Origin of the sequence: Vibrio sp. L5-1 (genome assembly GCF_021728315.1) — a bacterium.
GTDB lineage: Bacteria > Pseudomonadota > Gammaproteobacteria > Enterobacterales > Vibrionaceae > Vibrio > Vibrio splendidus_K.
Map to the genome: position 1 here is coordinate 971,569 of NZ_JAKKCQ010000001.1, position 18,576 is coordinate 990,144.

Genomic DNA, 18,576 nt, shown 5'->3' on the forward strand with positions numbered 1-18,576 from the left:
TTTGCGTTTCAGGCTCAAATTCTGCGTTTTGCGCAGCGTTTTTGCGGTTTAGACATGATTCCTTACCATCATTACTTCTCTCTTTTCATCAATTCGAGCACAATAGCGTGAGTTTATATTTTCGATTTTGACGCGCTAGAGCCCTTTGCGCGCAGGGAGTGGTAAGTTAAGTGAAGCAGATACCAAGACACCAGCAGATTGTAGATCTGGTAAAAACACAAGGATATGTGAGTACCGAAGAGCTCGTTGAAAAGTTCGATGTCAGCCCACAAACCATCAGACGAGACCTCAATGAACTTGCCGATAGCAACAAAATTCGTCGCTATCATGGTGGTGCAACCATTCCTTTAAGCTCGGAAAACACCTCGTATAACACGCGTAAAGCGCTTAACTTCAACGAAAAAGACGTGATCGCCGACGAACTGGTTAAGCACATCCCAGATGGTGCAACCCTATTCGTTGATATCGGTACCACGCCAGAATCGGTGGCACGCGCACTCAACAAAAATCACAAACAACTAAGAGTCGTCACCAACAACATTAACGTTGCCAGCATCCTTCTACCGAACCCAGAGATCAAGGTTATCTTGGCGGGTGGCGAAGTACGCAACCGTGATGGCGGTATAGTTGGCGAAGCGACACTCGATTTCGTGAAGCAGTTCCGCCTCGATTTCGGTATCTTGGGCATCAGCGGCATCGACTTTGATGGCTCACTGCTCGACTTTGATTACCACGAAGTTCGTGTGAAACAAGCTATCATCGAAAACAGTCGCAGCATCTTCTTAGCCGTCGACCACACCAAGTTTGGCCGTAACGCGATGGTTAAGCTCGGTAATATCTCTCAAGCGCACATGGTCTTTACCAATAAACAGCCACCTGAAGAGATTCTCAACATCCTTAAAGATTCAGCAATACCATTAGAAGTGATCGATACCGCTCGTCCTGTGAGCGAATAACTCACATAAGTGCTCGGTGAGCCACTTTCTATAATGAATCACGATTCTTTATAGAAAAGTTAAAAAAGTAAAACTTGCTCACTACCACTGTCGCTTCTATGCTCGAATTAGACTTATTTGAACCTCTGCTTTCATAAGCAGAGGTTTTTTTATGCCCAAATCACATAAAACGCGCATAAACGAAAATAATAAATGACCGCAAACGAAAGTTCATATAGGATTCAATTATGTTCTAAAATGCTCGTTCGCTCAGAAGAGGTCAAAACCATGAGTGCTCAACAAAATAATTCAAACAACAGTACATCTTCCACTTTAGACTTGATCGTGATTGGCGGCGGCATCAATGGTGCAGGCATCGCGGCAGATGCATCGGGTCGTGGTCTAAACGTTGGCTTATACGAAGCAAATGATTTCGCATCTGCGACGTCTTCTGCTAGCTCAAAGCTTATCCACGGTGGCCTACGCTACCTTGAACATTACGAATTTCGTTTGGTTTCGGAAGCACTCGCTGAACGTGAAGTCTTGTTAAGAAAAGCGCCTCACGTTGCTCAGCCAATGCGTTTCCGTTTACCTCATCGACCATTTTTACGCCCAGCTTGGATGATTCGCTGTGGCCTATTCCTTTACGATAACTTGGGTAAGCGCACCACTCTTCCTGGAAGTAAGACAGTCAACCTAGCAAAATCAGGGCTACTGAAACCAGAAATGAAGACAGGCTTCGAATACTCAGATTGCTGGGTCGATGATGCGCGTATGGTGTTGCTCAACGTATTAGCAGCAAAAGAGAACAACGCAGAAGTACGTAACTACTGCCGTGTTGAAAAAGCGCACCGCGAAGGTGGTATTTGGCATGTGACGATCCTTGATGTGATGACAAACCAACGCTTTGAACGCAAAGCAAAAGCGCTGGTTAACGCTGCTGGTCCTTGGGTTAAACAGTTCTTTGATGATGGATTAGAGCAGGCTTCGCCTCGTAATATTCGTCTGATCAAAGGCTCGCACATTGTTGTGCCACGCATTCACGACGAACCACAAGCGTACATTCTGCAAAACAAAGACAATCGTATTGTGTTCATGATCCCTTACCTAGATAAGTTCTCGATCATCGGCACTACCGACCTTGAATACAAAGGCGACCCACGTAACGTCGCAATTGATGATGTAGAAGTGGATTACTTGATTGATATCGTTAACCAGCACTTTGTTAAACAGCTTGGCCGTGAAGACGTGGTTTGGACATACAGTGGCGTAAGACCACTTTGTGACGACGAATCTGATTCACCACAAGCGATCACTCGTGACTACACATTGGAATTGGACGCAGAGCTCGATCAAGCACCACTGCTTTCGATCTTCGGTGGCAAGTTGACCACTTATCGTAAGCTAGGCGAAGCAGCACTTAAGAAGTTAGAACCACACCTAACCAATATGGGTGCGCCTTGGACAGCCAACAACACGCTTCCAGGTGGTAACTTCAGCTGTAGCAGAGAGCAACTTGCGAAGATGATCCATACTAAATACCCTTGGGCATCTGAAGCGTTGCTGCTTCGCTACGTGACTCAATTCGGAACTTACACGTGGAAACTACTGGAAGGTGCGAATAGCGAAGCTGACCTTGGCAGCCAATTCTCAAGCGAAGCCCATGGCGTTTATCAAGTTGAAATCGATTACTTAATCAATAAAGAGATGGCGATGACTGACGAAGACATCTTGTGGCGCAGAACCAAGCTTGGCCTGTACATGAGCGAGTCAGAGCAGCAAGCAGTAACGGATTACCTGAAAGAGAAGCTACAAAGCAAGGTAGTGAGCTTTTCTCAAGTAGGCTAATCCCACCAGCCTAAACATGGTTCAAGAACATACTTAACAACGAAGCTTAGCGTCCCCCGCGCTAAGCTTTTTTTATATCCAATGAAACCCAAGCTTATGTGTTCAGATAGGAACAGGAATGCAGAAACAAAAAAACTCCCGAAGGAGTTTTTATTGTCTCAATCTGCAATTTGCTAACTAACTATTTAATTTAGCTATTCAGCAAAATAACCCGCTAGCTAGGCAATTAAACGAGCATGCAGTGAATCTTTAAGCTCAGAACGATCATGTTTTAGTTGGTGCATCGAGCCGTCATCAATGGGTGAATCTTTCAGCTCTAGTTTACGAATCTCTTTATCAAGGTTGTCGTATGTCTTCATATCTGCTGCAAAGCCATCGTCAGTTTTAGCAAGCTCAGCAATTTTGTCTTTCATTTCAGGAAATTCGTGAACAAGAGAGTGATTTTCACCTAGCATAGAAACCTCTTAAGTTGAGTAAAGTGATTGGTATTAAGCACATTTCATTATTAACCTTAGCAAGTGCTTCAAATAACAAATGAGATCCAGTACACAGCCTAGAATATAGACAATTCAGATTCAAAAATTTACAACATGCACCTAGAAAAATGAGGGGTTTTATTTAAATTATCTCAATAGCGGAATTAGCTCACGAGAGTCGTTTAACCTCCTAAGCATTATTCTTTACGTGTTAACTTTTCGAGTCTGCTAACAGGTATCGACACTAAGTAAACGCTACCACGCAAAAATTTGAATCAAGTAGGAAGCATTTCTGAGTCACAATGTTATTACCATGGTCGCACCAATGAAAAGTGCCGATATTGAGATTCTCGAGCAGATACTTTTCCCTCACATTCCATATATGGTATCTCCCGTTTCACGCTCTGGTTGTTGTCAAATTGACTAAGCCCTACTTTATTGGGGAGAGTTTAACAACATAGGGAAGTGTTGATAATAGAAACAAATTTCGAATCAGTTTATAGACTTTAAATAAAATACCCTCACCAGATGTAGAGGGTATTGATGTACTACTAATAAAAGAAAAGCTTCAATCTCAATGTGGTTGGATCGATAACCTACTATTTAGATTCATATAATCTTGTAGGGACTTCCGTTTCACAACGCTCAAGATCATAATCTTGCGTCGTGCCACTATTACCTTGGAATCTCATTCTCACGATCATACCTCGATCTACATACCAGCGAAGACCTTCGCAAGAGTAGCGATAGCTAGACTCCAAAATATGCGCTGTTGCCCATCGAGAATTGCCCGGCAGTGACTCAACATAATAGATCACGCCATTTTCTGTAATCGTTATACCTTTTATATCGCTTAGATACTCAATAGCGGTATCAATTGTTTTTTGGTCTGCCGTTGGTTGTAACTCTTCAATTGGGACAGTCAAACAGCCAGACAGGATTGTTGCAGACAGGCAAGCCAAAAAAATAGGTTTTAATTTCATTTTTATTCTCATTCAATTACATAGCCAAAATAACACTAGATCGAGATTCTATTCACGAGATAAATGAATGTGTACCATCACACCTAAAAATTTATAAAAAGTGTGATACAGAGTGCTTATTAAACTTAATTTTGGTCTTCATTAAAAGAAAAGTTACTCGTAATTCGCTCTCAGATAAAAATCAACAACCTTCTGAAAGTTATATACTTTTGACTGTGCAGCGCCCAGCGGCCAATAATTGACACCACCAATTAGCTGATGGTTGTAGAATGATCGAAAGACAAGCTTAATGCTCTGAAAGTTAACCATAGGCTAATCGCTCGTCGCCAAACGTACTGCCGCTTCTGCATGGATGGCAGTGGTATCAAACAGAGGAACATCGGTGTGGTGCTGTTGAATCAGCAGGGCTATTTCAGTACATCCCAAAATAACGGCCTCTGCACCTTGCTGGCTTAGCTTCTCAATGATTTGACGATAGATAGCTCGAGATTCTTCTCTTACTTCACCTCGGCACAGCTCTTGGTAAATGATGTTGTGCACTTTCTGTCGGTCACTCTCATCTGGAATCACAACATCAATACCGAACTTGTTAGTCAGGCGCCCTTTATAGAAATCTTGCTCCATCGTGAAAGCGGTGCCGAGCAATCCGACTTTCTTCACTCCTTTCTCAAGCAACTTCTGCGCCGTGGTATCTGCGATATGTAAGATAGGAATCGTGATCTTCTCTTCGATCTCAGGAACGACCTTATGCATGGTATTGGTACAGATCAGGATAAAGTCCGCCCCGCCGTTCTCAACCGATAAGGCCGCGTCTGACAAGATATCAGCAGTCTCAGCCCAGCGACCTTGGTGTTGTAGCTTTTCTATCTCATCGAAGTTCACGCTGTACATACAAACCTTTGCAGAATTGAGCCCACCAAGGATCGCTTTAACGCCCTCGTTGATGGATTTATAGTAGCTTACTGTCGACTCCCAACTCATACCGCCGAGCAAACCGATCGTTTTCATGTTTTTATTCCTTTATTTTTCGACTATCCTATTAAACCGTCATGAGTTAAGAACTTATAGTACGTTCTTACTTAAAGCGAGGCATTAAGCCTTCATTGTTTTCAAGCGTTCATTCCAAACCTCTGACTTCAAAACGTCCGCGAACAAAAAAGGCTCGAATCAACAATCCGAGCCTTTGTGTTTTTTACCAAAGAAAAACTAGGCGTTAGTACACCTCACACCAATCGGATTTCATGTCGATCAGCGTCCAATCCTCTCTGGAATTCGCCTCATCTAGCGCTTTATCCAACTTACCAACATGAGACTTACGATCGTACTGCCACTCGCGCTCAGCGTCAGTATGATGAACAATCATAGCCATTGAGTTGGGTTGACTCGTTGCCCATTGCATCATTGCTTGGTCACCATCTGAGTTGCCTACTGCTAAAATAGGCTTCTTACCGATAATATGCTGAATGTTAGTGACCTTTCCGGCTTTGTCATCGATGGTCAAAATGGACGAATCCTTAGTAACCGTCGGCTTACCATCGTTGTAGCTGTAGTTGTATTGAAGGGCGCTACCAATGATTTGTTCTGTAGGAATGTTGTAAGCTTGCGGAGCCCACGCTCGCATGAAATCAACACCACCTCCCGACACAATGTAAGTTTTAAAGTCATGCTCTTGCAGGTAAGTCAGCATCTCTTTCATTGGCTGATAAGTAAGGTCTGTGTAGGCTTTATTGAAACGTCCGTCTTTTGCTACCGTCAACCATTGCTCAACGTCTTGTTGGTATTGCTCAACAGTCATACCAGAATGTGTCGCCATAATGATTTTCAATAACCCTTCTTCACCGCTGCCAAGAACGCTCTCGATATCATCTTCAAGCACAAACTTAAAAGGTGCTTCGGTTTTCCATTCAGGGTGATCTGGTGCCATCTCTTTTACACGGTCTAACGCAAAAGCCAGTTGGAAGTAGTAAGGCTTTTCCGACCAAAGCGTACCGTCGTTATCGAACACGGCGATACGATCTTCAATCACCACGAACGTATCAGACTCAGCTTTGGTGGTTTTCCCAACATAGTCGACGATAGCGGATTTGCTCTCGCTATCTTTCCAAGAAGGCAGCAAGTTATGGTCACAGTCTTTAGCAAAAGACGAGAAAGAAAGACTAGATAAAGTCGCGACAGATAAAAGGGTTATTTTCTTCATAGCAACTACCATGTTGTTGAATTAATTGTAGGGTTTAATTCAATTCATCCTAGTTGGTCTACTCTGATTTTCCACTTATGGACACTATAACCAATACTCATATTGTCGTTGGGGCTGTCGTAAAAAGAGGGTTAGCCTCACAGCTAGCCCTCGTTTTCTAATGCCCGAAAAAAGCTTAAAGACTCGGTGGGGTTCCCTCTCCATTAGAAGCAATCGCATCAATTTGCACCAAGGCGCCCATAGGGATATTAGACACACCAATAACTGTGCGCGCAGGTAATGGACCTCCAAAGTAACGCGTGCAAACGTCATTAAGCACATCTAGATCTGCCATGTCTCTTAATTGGATATTCAACTTCACGATGTCATCCATCACGTGGCCAACGCTCTCAATCACTTCTTTAATGTTATTCAGGCACTGCATCGCCTGCTCTTTTGCGCCATTCGCAACAATCGCTCCAACTCTTGGATCCATCGGTAATTGAGCGGAGATATTGTTGTAGTGTGAAAAGGCCACAGTTTGCGTTGAAAGCGGGCTTATTGGCGCAGCTTTGGTATTGTTTGCCTTAATCACTATTCCATGTCGATCTTCAACCGCTTGTGGCGGAGTGCCATCGCCGTGTGACACGGTCGCATCCATCTGCACTAACGCTCCCATTGCTAGGCCTTCAACCACCGTCACCGAACGTGCTGGCATGTAACCGACAGCCCTCGCAATCGCGGAGTCCGGGAAGAAGGTGGTATACACTTCATTGACTGCTGCAAGGTCATCAAGGCTTCTGACATGGATATTCACTTTCACGATGTCATCAAGCGGAACATCAACATTTTCCAGTATTGATTTAATATTTTTGAGGCATCGAATCGCGTGCTCTTTTGCTCCACCAGCAACGATGCTACCCGATTTCGGATCAATCGGTAGCTGAGCTGAAATGTGATTATAGTGAGAGAAAGCCACCGTCTGAGTTGATAAAGAACTGACTGGCGCGTGTTGAGTATTTCTGGCGATTTTAACTAACTCACAAGCTGCTTGAGGATAAGTGCCTTCACCATTCGAGATCACGGCATCCATTTGTAAGTGAGCGCCTTCGAGCGGCAAATCAACGACAGCGAGTATCGTGCATGTGGGAACATAGTGTTGGAAAAACGACGCATAGATTTCGTTAACCACATCGATATCTGCAATGTTTTTCAAGTATATATTTACTCTCACAACGTCGTACATGCGGTGTCCAATGCTCTCCACAATCGCTTGAATGTTTAATAAGCACTGTTTTGTTTGATCTTCTAAAGAACCTGAGATCAGGCTACCTGTTTTAGGATCAATAGGTAATTGAGCAGAGAGGTTATTGTAGTGTGAGAATGCCACCGATTGTGTCGAGAAAGGGCTCAGTGGTGCATCTTCAGTGTTTCTTGAAACTTTAATAATATCGGCACTCATGTCGATACATCTCCTATTCGAGTATTGATGTCAGATAGAGCCAATCGGCCACGTGTTTATCGATAGTTCAAAATAAAGGGCACAAAAATAGCCGAACCAATAAATCGTGATAAATACTGGTCCAGCTTAATTCACTTTAAACAGTGGAGGCAGTGATGCCCCCACGAATAAACATCTACAAAGTGCTTAGGAAGCTACTGATTTTTTCTTCGTGATGCTTAACGGTTTCTTGTGTTGGGATAACCGCATCTTTATGAGTGAAGTACACCAAGATTGCCATCTGCGCAGTTAAGCGATTTTCTGCTTCATCAAATGCCACTGAGTATTCACTTTCTAGTGCACCACGAGTCACTTCTTCTTTGTCATTCGCAGGTAGGCAGTGCAGCAGCATTGCGCCTGGGCGAGCTTTAGCCATTAGCTCTTCAGTGATCACATAGTTAGGCATGAATGCCGCAAGACGCTCTTCTTTCTCGTCCATTTGTGTAACCCAGTAGAAGCTATCGCCGTACACCACATCACAGTCGCTGATACGCTCCACATCGTCGGTGATCTCAATCGTACCGCCCGACTCTTCACAGAAGTTCAACGCCATATCGATCCATTCTTGTTCCATGTGGTATTTCTTAGGACCAATTTGCTTAAAGCCCATGCCATATTTTGCGCAAGTCAGCATCAGTGAACGGCACACGTCAGTCGCATCACCCATAAATGCTAACGTTAGATCAGACAACTTACGTCCATCGGTAATGTGTTCTCTAATCGTGTAAAGGTCGGCTAGCATTTGAGTTGGGTGGAAACGCGTATCAAGGCCGTTGATCACAGGTACCGTCGACATTTCTAACAAGCCATCGAGTGTTTCTGGGCTATTGGTACGAGCCATGATGATGTCGCACATACGTGACAACACACGCGAAGTATCATCAATAGACTCTTTGCCACCTAAATGGATATCTTTTGGTGACAAGAACAACGCGTGTCCACCCAGCAATGTTGCTGCCACTTCAAAAGAAACACGTGTACGTGTAGAGCCAGCTTCGAAGATCATCCCAACAGATTTACCTTTGAACAACGGCGGAATTGCATTGTCCTTTCTAGCCTGCTTAAGGTGAGTCATCAATTCCATCATGTTGTCCATTTCTTCAACCGAGAAGTCTTTCATAGACACCATATGTTCCAGATTTGCTTTGTTTAGTTCAGTTGCGCTAGAAGAAGGTAATTTCATAATAAGTTCCTATTTTTCATAATTTTGTGCGCGGTTCTTGTAAGTTCTCTTTCATGGCGATTTGATTTTGAATACATGCCATTACTTTCAAGAACCGCTACGTTTGGATTAAATATTGGTGTTAACGACTGTTCTCAGTCTTTAGTTGTTATTAGGTTTATCGTTGTAACTAAACTCTTGGTACTTGTTGGGTGATGCAGTGGATGTTGCCGCCACCTAACAAAATTTCTCGAGCCGGGACGCCATTCACTTCGTAGCCCGGATAGATGCCTTCCAAGATCCCGATAACATCGTTGTCGTAGCGTTTATCCAACAAAGGCAACACGATTTGGTTATTGGTAATCAAGTAATTGGCATACGACGCCGCTAAACGCTCACCCGCTTCTCGCTCCATTCCATCTGCGATATCGATACCTGCCGCTTCTTCCTCGGTCATGAAAAGAGGGCCTGGCATCGGCAGCTTGTGTACTTTTATCTGACGACCTTTGGCATCGGTCTGACTGGTGATGTAGTCATAGGCTTCTTTGCTGATCTCATATTGAGGATCGTTCTTGTCATCGCACCACGTTAGAACCACTTCACCCGGCTTCACGACATGAAGGATGTTATCGACGTGACCATTGGTTTCATCGTTGTATAAACCACGAGGTAGCCAAATTACCTTCTCAACGCTGAGGTGTTCGCAAAGTACTTCCGTCAGCTCTTCTTTGCTCATGTCTGGGTTACGGCTTTCGTGTAATAAGCACTCTTCGGTTGTGTAGAGCGTGCCTTCTCCATCCACGTGAATTGAGCCGCCTTCTAGTACGATTGGAGCGCGGTATCTGGAGTCACGAATGGTTTCACACATCTTTTGAGCGACTTGGTTGTCGCGATTCCACGGTGAATACAAACCATCCACAAACCCGCCCCATGCATTGAATTCCCAATCCACACCTCGACGTTCACCGCTGTCATCGACCACATAAGTCGCCCCGATGTCACGCATCCAAGAATCGTCAGTTGAGATTTCCAATACTCTAATGTCCTCTGGTAAACGAGATACTGCGTTATCGTATTGCTCAGAACTCGCAAGCATGGTGACTGGCGTTGTATGGCTGATCTTGGTGGCAACGTCTGCAAACACTGCTTGTGCTGGTTTGGCCCCATTGCGCCAGTTGTCGGTGCGCTCTGGCCAAGCCATCCAAATTTCGCTATGTGGCTCGTGTTCTCCTGGCATTCTGAAGCCATCGTGTTTTGGAGTGGTATCAATCAGTTTTTTCATCGTTATGTCCCCTAAATTATGCTTGAGCTTCTTTTTTATCTTGTGTCTCGGTCGTGTCGTCATCGCCTGAACCTTGCTGCTTCTTGCGTTTTAGAGCACCTAGAAGAATCCATTCGCCAGCAAGGATGGTGGCAATCACGCCAATCAAAACAGGTCCTGTGTATCCCCAATCGGCAACAGTTAGATCAAGAGCTTCGGGGAAAATAAATAAGATCACGGCTTGAAGGACGACCAAGAAACAAACAATCGACATGACCCATTGAGCCGCCATACCGCCAGGTACTTTGAATGGGCGTTCGCGTTGACCATCAACCACTCGAAGCTTTAGGTATGCCGGGAACATGAACAGGTAAGGAAGTAAGAAAATGCAGCTAGAGAAGGCAAATATCGACCAGAACAAATCATCATTGCCCTGAGCAAACAGCGCGTAAGACAGAATAACGACCGTTGATACCGTGCCAGTAATGTTGTTCGCACCAACAGGGGAACCTTTCTCTGACACTTTCGCGACAGGGGCTGGAAGTTCACCTTCTTGAGCGGCTTCAGCAGCAGCTCGGCTGGCGCCCATTGTCCAACTCACCATGTTGCCGATAAGCGTTAACAAAGCGAAAGTACCGAAGATGTACACCATGGCTGTACCAACCACGCCAGTGCCGAAAAGTGTTCTAAATGTGTCGATAAGGCCAGACACCAAACCAATGCTTTCGACAGGTAGCGCCATCAAAATGCCTACCGTACCGAAGATGTATAAGAAAGCGGTGATACCGATAGAGAGGAAGACGGCCTTAGGCATATCACGAACGTCTTTCATTTCTTTAGTCATGGTCGCAACCAATTCAAAACCCATTAGGTTGAACACAATCGCTGGTAAGAAAGAGACCGCAGAATCCAATGAAGGCATCATAGCTGGCAACGTAAATTCGTTAGCTACGCCGTTTTTCATTGCATAGATAAAGCCGCCTACACCCAATGTACTGATCACGACAATTTTTAATATTGCGCCAATATTGGTGACCCACACTCCGATGTCGGCAGACACATTACAAATCAAAACCGTTAGCCAGGTGAGTAATATACAAATGGCGATTTGTCCCCATAAAGACAGATCTGGCATGAAAAGTTCGGCAAACATCCCTGCAAACATGATGTATACCGCAGGCATCCATAAACCAACGTTAATCCAGTAAAACCACGTTGTTCTGACTGCCCATTTAAAATTGAAGGCTTGTTTTACCCAATCGTAAATCCCACCTTCACCTGGGTAGGTGGTACTCAGTTCGGAAGTAATTAAGCCATATGGAATGACAAAGAAGACCAGCATTAACACCCACCAACCAATGGCACTGACACCAATACTGGCTGACGCTGTTAATGTGTCGACCACCAAAACTGCACACAGTGTAAAGAGTGCAATTCCCGTAACCCCCATTTTTCCTTGCGTTTCGTTACTCATCTCTTAGCTCCTTAATCTCTAATTCGGGATTAATTAAACGGCAAAGCGATGAAGTGAACTGGGATGAAAATTGAATATCGGTTTTACACAAACGAGTTCGGGGTAAAAACAAAATAAACCCAACAAATATTAGATTTATAATGCTAAAAGTCGGAATACTTGATTTTGGTCAATAACCATTCGATTAATAAATACATTTTCCATTTCAAAACCAAGATCACATATCTAGTTAATTTAAGGGTAATTAAGGCTTTCTGTGACATATAGGCGACTAAAAACATCAAATATTGAGCACAAATCGAATTGTGATTTTTATCCCCACGGCACCGACAATATTTAAATACAATTCAAACCAACTTATTTGCACTGAGCAAAATATTATTTGGAGAGTTAAACATGTCGAAGCCTATTATTGTTGTTGCTGTCGGTGGGAATGCTTTACTACAGCGTGGTGAAGTAATGAGTTGTGAAAACCAAAAAAAGAGCATCGCGCAAACCGCCAGCTCTTTGGCTGAGCTCAGCAAAGATTACCGCTTAGTGGTTGTACACGGAAATGGCCCTCAAGTCGGCCTACTCTCATTGCAGAACAATGCTTATAAAGATTGCCCCCCTTATCCATTTGATGTGCTTGGTGCTGAGACTCAAGGGATGATTGGTTACCTCATCCAGCAAGGGCTAAATGCTGCAATTAAAGACCGCTTTACGACCACGATTCTGACTCGAATTGTTATAGACGAAAATGATCCTGCGATTGCCGACCCAGCCAAATTTATTGGCCCTATCTATACAGAAGAACAAGCTAAAAAACTCGCAGAAGCCAACCAATGGGTTGTGAAACCTGACGGCGCACACTGGCGTCGCGTGGTGCCATCACCTTCGCCAAAAGAAGTGCTAGAAATAAAAGCCATCAAAGACTTGCTAGAGAAAGAGCACCTAATTATTTGTGGCGGTGGCGGTGGCGCTCCGGTAGTGGAAAAAGATGGCGCTTATGTGGGTTTTGAAGCGGTAATCGACAAAGACATGACAGCGGCACTCATTGCGGAAGAAATCGGCGCAGAGCATTTGTTAATCCTCACCGATGGGTCTCATGTTTGTTTAGATTGGGGAACCCCAAAGGAAGAGAAGCTTGAGAACGTGTCAGTTGAACAAATGAAGAAATACACGTTCCCAGCAGGTTCTATGGGGCCGAAGGTCGACGCATGCTGTCTTTTTGTTGAAAGGACAAAACAACACGGACACATTGGTGACCTATCGAGCGCACTAGAGATCATTGAAGAGAAAACGGGGACACATATTAACGCCTAACATCGGCTTATCATGGTTTATATAAATAAAGGGTCACAAAGTCTAAGTTTTGATATTCCAATTGGAACTTTTCTTGAAAACCCTTTATGTTTTTTGTGTTCCACAATAAAGGTGAGGATCATTAGATGCGCAAAGTAACAACCGAAGAAAAATTAATTCGAATTCATGATGCTGTTGTGCAACTAATGGAACGCCGTGAAGCAACGGATATTTCAATGTACGATGTTGCTAAAGAGTGTGGAATGGCAACGTCCACGGTTTATCATCACTATCCAAATATAGAGAACTTATTCCATAACCTGTTAGATGACGTATTTATTGATTTCGACTCTCTACTCAGTAAATGTATAGATGCCAAGCATGTTAGTCATTGGACTGATATCAATCGTATGATTGAAACAGCCTATGTGAATTATTATAACAATAACCCGATTGCTAAAAAGCTTATTTTGGGTCGTCATACATTCACCGAATTAGGCCATGCGGACACTGAAAATGACTTAATTCTTGGTAAGGAAGTAGAAACGATTTATCGACAGTTCTTTGATGTTCCTCAATTGCCACAATCCATCAATGTCTTCGCTATCTCATTGCAAGTCGCAGATAAAATATACTCGTTATCTTATCGCCAACATGGCTGCATCACACCAGAACTTGCCAACGAAGCAATCCGACTGACCGAGTCTTACCTTAAGCTGTATATTCCGCATATCTGTCAAAAAACAGAGCCTAGCAGGATGCATACGCATTAAGAGAACCTGTAATCCCGATAACGTCTTACCTTTCTATTTGCGCTCGTGACCAGAATAAAAAAGCAGAACTTCAATTCCTCAAAGTTCTGCTTTAACAATCCATTACTTCTACGCTCTGCGCTTCTTGAAAGTGTGCCAGCCAGCGCTGAAAATTGTTTTTAACACCACACCGAGTGCGCTTAATTTAGGGTCGGCGTTCTTGCCAGAAGCGATGCGCCACATCTGATGTTCATACCAAACGAGTCCTACCATCGCCATTTTGTCTAAAGCGGGCTTTCCTGTGGTTGGCACCGTTAGCGGCATGCCGTGGCTAGGGTTTTCAATTAACTTGTTAGGGAAATCAGGATCAACCGCCATTGTGCGCGCAATACCAATAAAATCGGTCGCCGAAGTGTTTAATGCTTCATTCATTGCTTGCGCGGTTCGAAAACCTCCCGTGACCACCAGCGGCGTGCTCACAAGCTTTCTCGCCTTAACCATGTAATCCATAAAATACGCTTCACGCTTTACTGTGCTGGTCTTCAATGGCTCGGCTTTGTTTTTCGACCCCATCATTGATGGGCTTTCATAGGTGCCGCCGGAGATCTCAATCAGGTCGATACCGTTATCACTCAGTGTTTGCACAACCTGCATCGACTCTTCTTCAGTGAAGCCACCTTTCATGAAGTCGGCGCTGTTAAGCTTAATCCCGACAGGGAAATCGTCACCGACCTCTTTTCGAATCGCGCGATAAACCTCAAGTACAAAACGAAGTCTGTTTTCAAGTGACCCACCCCATTTGTCTTGGCGTTGATTGTGTCTCGAAGATAAAAACTGACTGACAAGATAACCATGAGCACCGTGGATCTGCACACCAGTAAAACCCGCTTGTTTTGAAAGCTTTGCACTCAGCGCGAATTTATCAATGATTGCGATTATTTCCGTCTCAGTCAGAGCTCGTGGCCTATTGAAGCCTTTTTCTAATCCACGCTCTAAAGAGATAGCCGAAGGAGCAACCGGGCTATCGCATAAGAACTTAGGAATTTGCTTACCAGGATGATTCAGTTGCATCCATATCTGAGAACCACTCTGTGTTCCAGCCTTCGCCCACTCACGAAATACAGTTAAGTCACTGTGTTCATCCAACACAACGTTTTTAGGTTCACCAAGTGCGCCTCTATCGACCATCACGTTGCCCGTCATGGATAGGCCAATGCCTCCTTGAGCCCAACGCTGGTAAAGCGTGACTAAACCTTGCTTAGGGTTATGGTGTTTATCACCTAGCTGTTCACTCATTGCTGATTTGAACAGGCGATTTTTGATCACTTGGCCATTAGGAAGAGAAAAAGAGTCGTTGAGGCAGATCGGATTCATGCGCGTGGTTACTTTCTTTGGTCTATATATTGCATCCAGTATGCCCTATTTTATCCGACAGTTCTGAGCATTTAGTGCCTATTTCGAAGCAAGTTTCACTCAATAATAAAATGCCAGCGGCATAGCAGCTGGCATTAATCGATTATAAACAAAACCTTAAACAGGCAGTTTAAGTCATCACTTTATCGTGGTTTTTTTGACCTTGGTAAATGGTGTCGATTTCCATTTATCTGTTCTTACCTCTTCACCGGGCGTGTACATGCGTAACACTGAATACCATTGGTGATCGGGGATAGGTAAGAAGTTAGGATCATCTTCATGCCCTTTTATATCGCTACCCATGTAAATGGTGTAACTGCCATCAGCATTAGGCGTTAGCGTTCTGTCTCCACGGGAATGACGGTTTAACTCGTTTTTCTCCATCAATCGGGTTTCACCACTGTAAGCCGTGTATGACCAAAAACCACCCTCTTCTAGCGGTGGCGCATCGAAGGTCACCGTGTAATCATACTTACTACCGTCGAGCGCACCACCTTCACTATCAAAGAAGTCACCGCTATACATAGTGTGTTTTGCAGGCAGCCCCCATTGGCCCATTAAGGTACCGTAGGCGTGTTGAAAGCTTGGAACCTTGGTCATTTCATCGCGAGTGCCTAACACGTCACGTGAATCATCAAAGCCCGCATTAATAATTCGCTCCAGTCCATCTTTTTGACCAGACTCGATCATACGAAGCTGCTCTTTCGTAAATGGATGATTAGCTTTGCCTAATTCAGAATCTCCCAAGCTAATGTACTCGAATTGTTCAAGCAGCTTTTGGTCATGCGTCTTCATTGTTCCTTCAGACAGGATGAAATTGGTTCGCTCGACCCAATTAGAGTCTTCAGGATCGGGATACTCGCGTACGACAGGATCTGGTCCTTTCTGACCTAAGTATTCCGACAACGTCCTAATATTCCATTGATCCATTAACTTTTGAGCAGTTGCAGAATCGTCACCACCAAGGTCCATGATTCGACCCATCATCTTGACCAGCGGATGCTCGACATAGATCACTTGGTCGACACTCGCAGGAACTTCACCTTTCCACCCTTCAACTGCATACATGAAACTGCCGCCTTTTGTGCCTCGCTGTGGAGAGCCAAAAGCCGAGTCAGTAAAGTGCTGCATATTCATCGTATGGAACAACCAGTATCGATTGTCATCATGGTCTGGAATCGTAACGATGACAGGCTCTGCTGCTAGGTCCATCCACCCCATCAAGTGTAACGTGTCATTGTTAATCGTCGGATGCGCAGTGTAAGTGTCGTCAGCAAGTATTCGAATATTTTGAAATCGATTCAAAGGGTAGTCTTGCTCAACGACGGTTTTGTAAAAATATTTGTAGGCTTCATCTATCGAGTACGCGTACTCGTAGGCAAGTTGTGCCAATAACTGATTATCCTTTTTGAGCGACGCTAAGCTCGCCATCTCAACGGGGAGAGTTTCCGTCTTTATCTCCATTGCTGTTTTTGTTGCCACAGCTACGCTAGTCGCGTCCACGGATTGGCTCGCTAGTAGCGTAGACGGAAGTGCAACCATGAAAGCACAAGCCAGTGCTGTCGCAAGTATGTTCTTTTTCATCAATCAATGTCCCAACTAAAAGCAATATGTAAGGTGTGCTTGTTACAGCACACCTGAATTCACTGTATTGGCGTTAGTCAGCAACCACTGATTTGTCTGCCATACCAATACCACCGGCTTTCTGTCTTGGTGGAAACGCTTTGAGTGACTTCTGATATTCTGCCGCTGATTTTTGCAGCTTTGGTAATACCCAAGACTTCTCTTTCATCCATAAGAACCAACCGCGAGTATCAGGGCTACGCTCGTAAGGATCAGCCTTGATGTTGATGAGCATCCCTAGTGGCCACTCTTCAGGAGGCGCAATCCATTCCGTTTTGGTTTTTAGGTGCACTTTCCAATCATCAACTCGGAACGCATTCAAATCTTGCTCGTTGTAGAAGAAAAACTCATGACGTTGACTCGGCTCGCCTTTAGTCAACATGTCTAGCTGGTTATACCCATCCAAGTGGACTTGATAGCGCTCGCCGTTTAACTCTTTACCATCAAGCAGCTCTTGCTTAATGTCGCCTTCACCCACTGCAGCCATAATGGTTGGCACCCAGTCTTCTGAGGTCATGAAGCCATCGGTGTATTCACCTTGAGGGATTTTATCCGGCCAACTCACCAACATAGGCACACGGAAACCGCCATCCCATGTCGTGCCTTTTTGTCCTCTGAATGATGCAGAGCCGGAATCAGGCCAGTGATCTAGGTTTACGCCATTGTCAGATGTGAAGAGAATGATGGTGTTGTCGATTTCGCCCAAGTCTTCAAGCTTGTCGAGCAGCACACCGATCTGATCATCAAGTTCGATCAAGCCATCGTAGTAGGTGTTGATTTGGCTCGCGCCTTGATATTCCGGACGCACGTGTGTTTTTTGGTGCATACGCGTCGGGTTGTACCACATGAAGTAAGGTTGTTCGTCTTTCTCTGCTTCATGTCTATCAAGCCAATTCGTAGCAAACTCCAAAAATTCGCCATCAACGGTTTGCATGCGTTTAGCGCCTAAAAGACCTTTATCTTCAATTGTTTGCTTTCCAACCACACCAAATCTTGGGTCTTCTTGCATGTCCACACTCTCGGTAGCAACAGTGTGAAGAACGTTACGAGGGCGCCCTCTGAAGTTAGGGTCTGTTGGGAATTCCGGCTGTTCAGGCATCTCCATAACATTAAGGTGGTAAAGGAAACCGAAGAATTCATCAAAGCCGTGCACCGTTGGCAGGTGACTATTGTTATCGCCTAAGTGACTTTTACCGACATGCACGGTCGCATAGCCTTTGTCTTTCAACATTTCGGCTAGGGTTGGATCTTCTTTTTGAAGGCCAAGTGAAGAACCCGGCTGACCGACAGACGTTAAGCCTGTTCGGAATGGATATTGACCCGTGATAAAGGCAGAACGACCTGCAGTAGAGCTACCTTGTGCGTAGTAATCACTGACCATCATGCCGCGTTCGGCAATTCGATCAATGTTCGGCGTATCCACCGCGCCTAAACCACGGTGGTAGGCAGACAGATCCGTTGGGCTCACATCATCGAGCATGATGGCAACCACATTGGGTTGGCTCGCGGCATGTACGTTGACGCTCGCGAGCACCGAAAGCGCCAGAGCGGATTTAACAAAAGACTTATACATTTATAACCCTCATTCACTATGAGTAAATCGCTGAAGTCACAACGAAAATTGTGCATGTCTCAGCGAACCATTGTTGAGGTAAATGGTATAAGAAAGAGGTCTAAAATGGCTTGAT

Annotated in this window: 15 protein-coding genes and 1 pseudogene; 4 read left to right on the forward strand and 12 right to left on the reverse strand. The window is 44.5% G+C overall.

Annotation, left to right across the window (positions count from 1 at the left end; genetic code table 11):
- Nucleotides 1-170: 170 nt before the first annotated feature.
- Together L3V35_RS03980 and glpD are read left to right on the forward strand one after the other, a co-directional pair.
- Nucleotides 171-956 carry a DeoR/GlpR family transcriptional regulator gene (locus L3V35_RS03980; protein ID WP_004732237.1) on the forward strand — a complete coding sequence of 262 codons (786 nt, stop codon included), beginning with the start codon at nt 171-173 and terminating at the stop codon, nt 954-956.
- 267 nt (nt 957-1,223) lie between these two features.
- Nucleotides 1,224-2,783, forward strand: a complete 1,560-nt coding sequence (gene glpD / locus L3V35_RS03985; RefSeq protein WP_171331215.1) for a glycerol-3-phosphate dehydrogenase — start codon at nt 1,224-1,226, stop codon at nt 2,781-2,783.
- A 218-nt stretch (nt 2,784-3,001) separates the two neighbouring features.
- Here glpD and L3V35_RS03990 read toward each other — a convergent pair whose 3' ends face one another.
- From L3V35_RS03990 to L3V35_RS04025, 9 genes and pseudogenes are all read right to left on the reverse strand, one after another.
- Nucleotides 3,002-3,238: a YdcH family protein gene (locus tag L3V35_RS03990; protein ID WP_012600119.1), complete on the reverse strand. Its 237-nt coding sequence runs from the start codon at nt 3,236-3,238 to the stop codon at nt 3,002-3,004.
- 292 nt (nt 3,239-3,530) lie between these two features.
- A pseudogene (locus L3V35_RS25525) lies at nt 3,531-3,626 on the reverse strand (radical SAM protein); the annotation flags it as partial.
- Nucleotides 3,627-3,858: 232 nt separating this feature from the next.
- Complete coding sequence (locus L3V35_RS03995; protein ID WP_054545906.1) at nt 3,859-4,242, reverse strand: hypothetical protein; 384 nt, start codon at nt 4,240-4,242, stop codon at nt 3,859-3,861.
- 312 nt (nt 4,243-4,554) lie between these two features.
- Nucleotides 4,555-5,250, reverse strand: coding sequence for an aspartate/glutamate racemase family protein (locus L3V35_RS04000; RefSeq protein WP_237298485.1), 696 nt, complete (start codon nt 5,248-5,250; stop codon nt 4,555-4,557).
- 205 nt (nt 5,251-5,455) lie between these two features.
- Nucleotides 5,456-6,439 (reverse strand): HAD family hydrolase, encoded by a 984-nt coding sequence (locus tag L3V35_RS04005; RefSeq protein WP_237298487.1) that lies wholly within the window; start codon nt 6,437-6,439, stop codon nt 5,456-5,458.
- A gap of 175 nt (nt 6,440-6,614) precedes the next feature.
- Nucleotides 6,615-7,880: a RidA family protein gene (locus tag L3V35_RS04010; protein WP_237298489.1), complete on the reverse strand. Its 1,266-nt coding sequence runs from the start codon at nt 7,878-7,880 to the stop codon at nt 6,615-6,617.
- A 175-nt stretch (nt 7,881-8,055) separates the two neighbouring features.
- On the reverse strand, nt 8,056-9,102 hold the full coding sequence (argF, locus tag L3V35_RS04015; RefSeq protein ID WP_004732254.1) for an ornithine carbamoyltransferase: 1,047 nt from the start codon (nt 9,100-9,102) through the stop codon (nt 8,056-8,058).
- 169 nt (nt 9,103-9,271) lie between these two features.
- Entirely contained in the window at nt 9,272-10,363 is a 1,092-nt protein-coding gene (aguA, locus tag L3V35_RS04020; RefSeq protein WP_065206656.1) for an agmatine deiminase, read from the reverse strand.
- Between the two features lie 16 nt (nt 10,364-10,379).
- Nucleotides 10,380-11,816: an APC family permease gene (locus L3V35_RS04025; RefSeq protein ID WP_017078523.1), complete on the reverse strand. Its 1,437-nt coding sequence runs from the start codon at nt 11,814-11,816 to the stop codon at nt 10,380-10,382.
- Between the two features lie 396 nt (nt 11,817-12,212).
- Between L3V35_RS04025 and arcC the strand changes: the two genes are divergently transcribed.
- Together arcC and L3V35_RS04035 are read left to right on the forward strand one after the other, a co-directional pair.
- Nucleotides 12,213-13,121 carry a carbamate kinase gene (gene arcC / locus L3V35_RS04030; protein WP_237298490.1) on the forward strand — a complete coding sequence of 303 codons (909 nt, stop codon included), beginning with the start codon at nt 12,213-12,215 and terminating at the stop codon, nt 13,119-13,121.
- A gap of 125 nt (nt 13,122-13,246) precedes the next feature.
- Entirely contained in the window at nt 13,247-13,873 is a 627-nt protein-coding gene (locus L3V35_RS04035) for a TetR/AcrR family transcriptional regulator (RefSeq protein WP_237298492.1), read from the forward strand.
- Nucleotides 13,874-13,981: 108 nt separating this feature from the next.
- Here the strand turns inward: L3V35_RS04035 and L3V35_RS04040 are convergent, their stop codons facing one another.
- From L3V35_RS04040 to L3V35_RS04050, 3 genes are all read right to left on the reverse strand, one after another.
- The gene (locus tag L3V35_RS04040; RefSeq protein ID WP_237298494.1) at nt 13,982-15,226 is read right to left on the reverse strand and encodes an NADH:flavin oxidoreductase/NADH oxidase family protein; all 1,245 of its coding nucleotides are present in this window, start codon (nt 15,224-15,226) and stop codon (nt 13,982-13,984) included.
- A 177-nt stretch (nt 15,227-15,403) separates the two neighbouring features.
- Complete coding sequence (locus tag L3V35_RS04045) at nt 15,404-16,849, reverse strand: DUF1254 domain-containing protein (protein WP_237298496.1); 1,446 nt, start codon at nt 16,847-16,849, stop codon at nt 15,404-15,406.
- Between the two features lie 73 nt (nt 16,850-16,922).
- Complete coding sequence (locus L3V35_RS04050) at nt 16,923-18,461, reverse strand: sulfatase-like hydrolase/transferase (protein ID WP_237298497.1); 1,539 nt, start codon at nt 18,459-18,461, stop codon at nt 16,923-16,925.
- Between the last annotated feature and the right edge of the window lie 115 nt (nt 18,462-18,576).